Raw genomic sequence first — 2,222 nt, 5'->3', positions numbered from 1 at the left:
CCCGTATCGAGAAGATTGATTCCTGCATCAAGCGAAGCATGAATGGTCGCGATGCTTTCGGCGCGATCGGAGGGTCCATAAATACCCGACATGCCCATGCAGCCGAGACCGATTTCGGAAACGCGCGGTCCGGTTTTTCCAAGTTGACGATATTGCATATTCTAACTCCGGTTTTTCAACGTTCCCGATCAATATAAAACAACTATGTTTGTGCGATAATCCCGTCTATTGTGTACGGGTTGTTCGGAAAAATGCACAATGAATGAGCCTGATCTGTCGGACCTTGGTGCTTTGGTAGCTGTCGCGCGCACGCGCAGTTTCCGCGCAGCGGCCGCGCTTCGCGGTGTGTCGGCGTCTTCCTTGAGCGAAGCCATCCGCCGGCTGGAAGCGCGTGTTGGCGTGCGATTGCTCAACCGCACAACGCGCAGCGTCACACCAACCGAGGCCGGAACGCAGCTGCTCGAACGTCTTGACCCGGCGCTCGGCGAAATTGCCGGAGCGCTCGATGCGCTCAACAACTTTCGCGACAGCCCCACCGGCACGCTCAAGCTCAATGTACCGGTCATCGTGGCGCAGAAGATCCTGCCGCCAATCATCAACCGCTTCCTTGCCGCATATCCCGGAATCACGCTGGAGATTTCAGCCGTCGATACTTTCATCGATGTGCTGGCGGCAGGCTTTGATGCGGGGATACGCTACGACGAAAGCATCGAGCGCGATATGATCGCAATCCCGATAGGCCCCCGCACCCAGCGCTTCATGGTCGCGGCAGCACCATCGTACCTCGCAAGCAACAGTAAGCTCGAGCATCCACGCGATCTCATCCATCACGCTTGCATACGTCACCGCTTTGCCAGTGGCGTGGTTCTAAACTGGGAATTCGAGCGAAACGGCAAGCTGTTAAAAATCGCGCCTAAAGGTCCGCTTATTGCCTCGACTGCGGACATCGGGATTGGCGCTGCCATGGCCGGTATCGGGCTGATCTATACGTTTGAGGAATACTTGAGCCCGGCCATCGCCAGCGGCGAGCTTGTCCCTGTGCTTGACCCCTGGTGGCAGAGTTTTACGGGCCCGCGTCTCTACTATCCGAGCCGCAGGCATATGCCTGCACCGCTTCGGGCCTTTGTGGATTTCATCAAAAATACCGAACATCCGCAAGTTCAAGCCTAGGTCTCTTGCATCCACCGCCCCGCTATGCCATGACGCGCGCTCCCATTCGAGGCGGTGCTTTGCGCAGCCCTTCATAGATTCTCGACCACTCAATTTCCGGTACAAAAGGAGCGCTGCCATGGCTCAGGCGCTGGGTTTCGACTTTGGCACGACAAATACGGTTATGGCCTTGGCCGATGGATCGTCGACCCGCTCGCTGGCCTTCACCAGTGCGGCCGGCACCGCCGACAGCATGCGAACCGCCTTGTCCTTTATGAAGGATCCCCTCGCAGGCGCATCCGCTTTGAAAGTCGAGGCCGGACATGCTGCCATCCGGCAGTTCATCGACCATCCCGGCGAATGCCGTTTCCTGCAATCCATCAAGACTTTTGCCGCAAGTGCGCTGTTCCAAGGCACTTTGATCTTCGCCAAGCGCCAAACTTTCGAGGACCTGATGGAGATATTCCTGCGGCGCCTCAAAGTCTATGCAGACGACAACTGGCCGGCGGATATCACGCGTGTGGTCACTGGACGCCCCGTCCATTTTGCCGGTGCAAATCCAGATCCCGCGCTGGCGACCGAGCGCTACAACGAAGCATTGACGCGCTTTGGATTTCCAGAAATCCACTTCGTCTATGAGCCGGTCGCGGCAGCATTCTACTTCGCCCAAAATCTCAAGGCCGACGCGACGGTACTGGTGGCGGATTTCGGTGGCGGCACGACCGACTATTCGATCATCCGCTTCGAAACATCCGCTGGCAAGCTCAGCGCGACGCCGATCGGCCATTCCGGCGTAGGCGTTGCCGGAGATCATTTCGATTATCGCATGATCGATCAGATCGTCGCGCCGCAGATCGGCAAAGGCAGCTTGTTTCGAAGCTTCGACAAGACCCTCGAAGTCCCCGCCTCGTGGTATGCGAATTTCGGCCGCTGGAACCAGCTTTCGATCTTCAAGACCTCGCGCGAGTTCGCGGCCTTGAAGAAGCTTGTCCGTGACAGCCTTGAGCCGGACAAGCTGGAGATTTTTGTTGATCTGGTCGACCACGACGAAGGGTATCCGCTCTATCAGGCCG

The 2,222-nt window shown here is 57.5% G+C and carries 3 protein-coding genes; 2 read left to right on the top strand and 1 reads right to left on the bottom strand.

Annotation, left to right across the window (positions count from 1 at the left end):
* Positions 1–158, bottom strand: a 158-nt coding sequence (locus ACXJ5O_RS24945; RefSeq protein WP_457302254.1) for an aldo/keto reductase, incomplete at its 3' end; no start/stop codon positions are given.
* Positions 159–258: 100 nt separating this feature from the next.
* Between ACXJ5O_RS24945 and ACXJ5O_RS24940 the strand changes: the two genes are divergently transcribed.
* Positions 259–1,170 (top strand): LysR family transcriptional regulator, encoded by a 912-nt coding sequence (locus ACXJ5O_RS24940; RefSeq protein WP_457302253.1) that lies wholly within the window; start codon positions 259–261, stop codon positions 1,168–1,170.
* Positions 1,171–1,288: 118 nt separating this feature from the next.
* The coding region (locus ACXJ5O_RS24935) for an Hsp70 family protein (protein WP_457302252.1) at positions 1,289–2,222 on the top strand (934 nt) is incomplete at its 3' end.

It is taken from the genome of Phyllobacterium sp. P5_D12, assembly GCF_054049495.1.
Note: the sequence above shows the minus strand (reverse complement) of the source record. Positions and strands in the feature narration are given on the sequence as shown.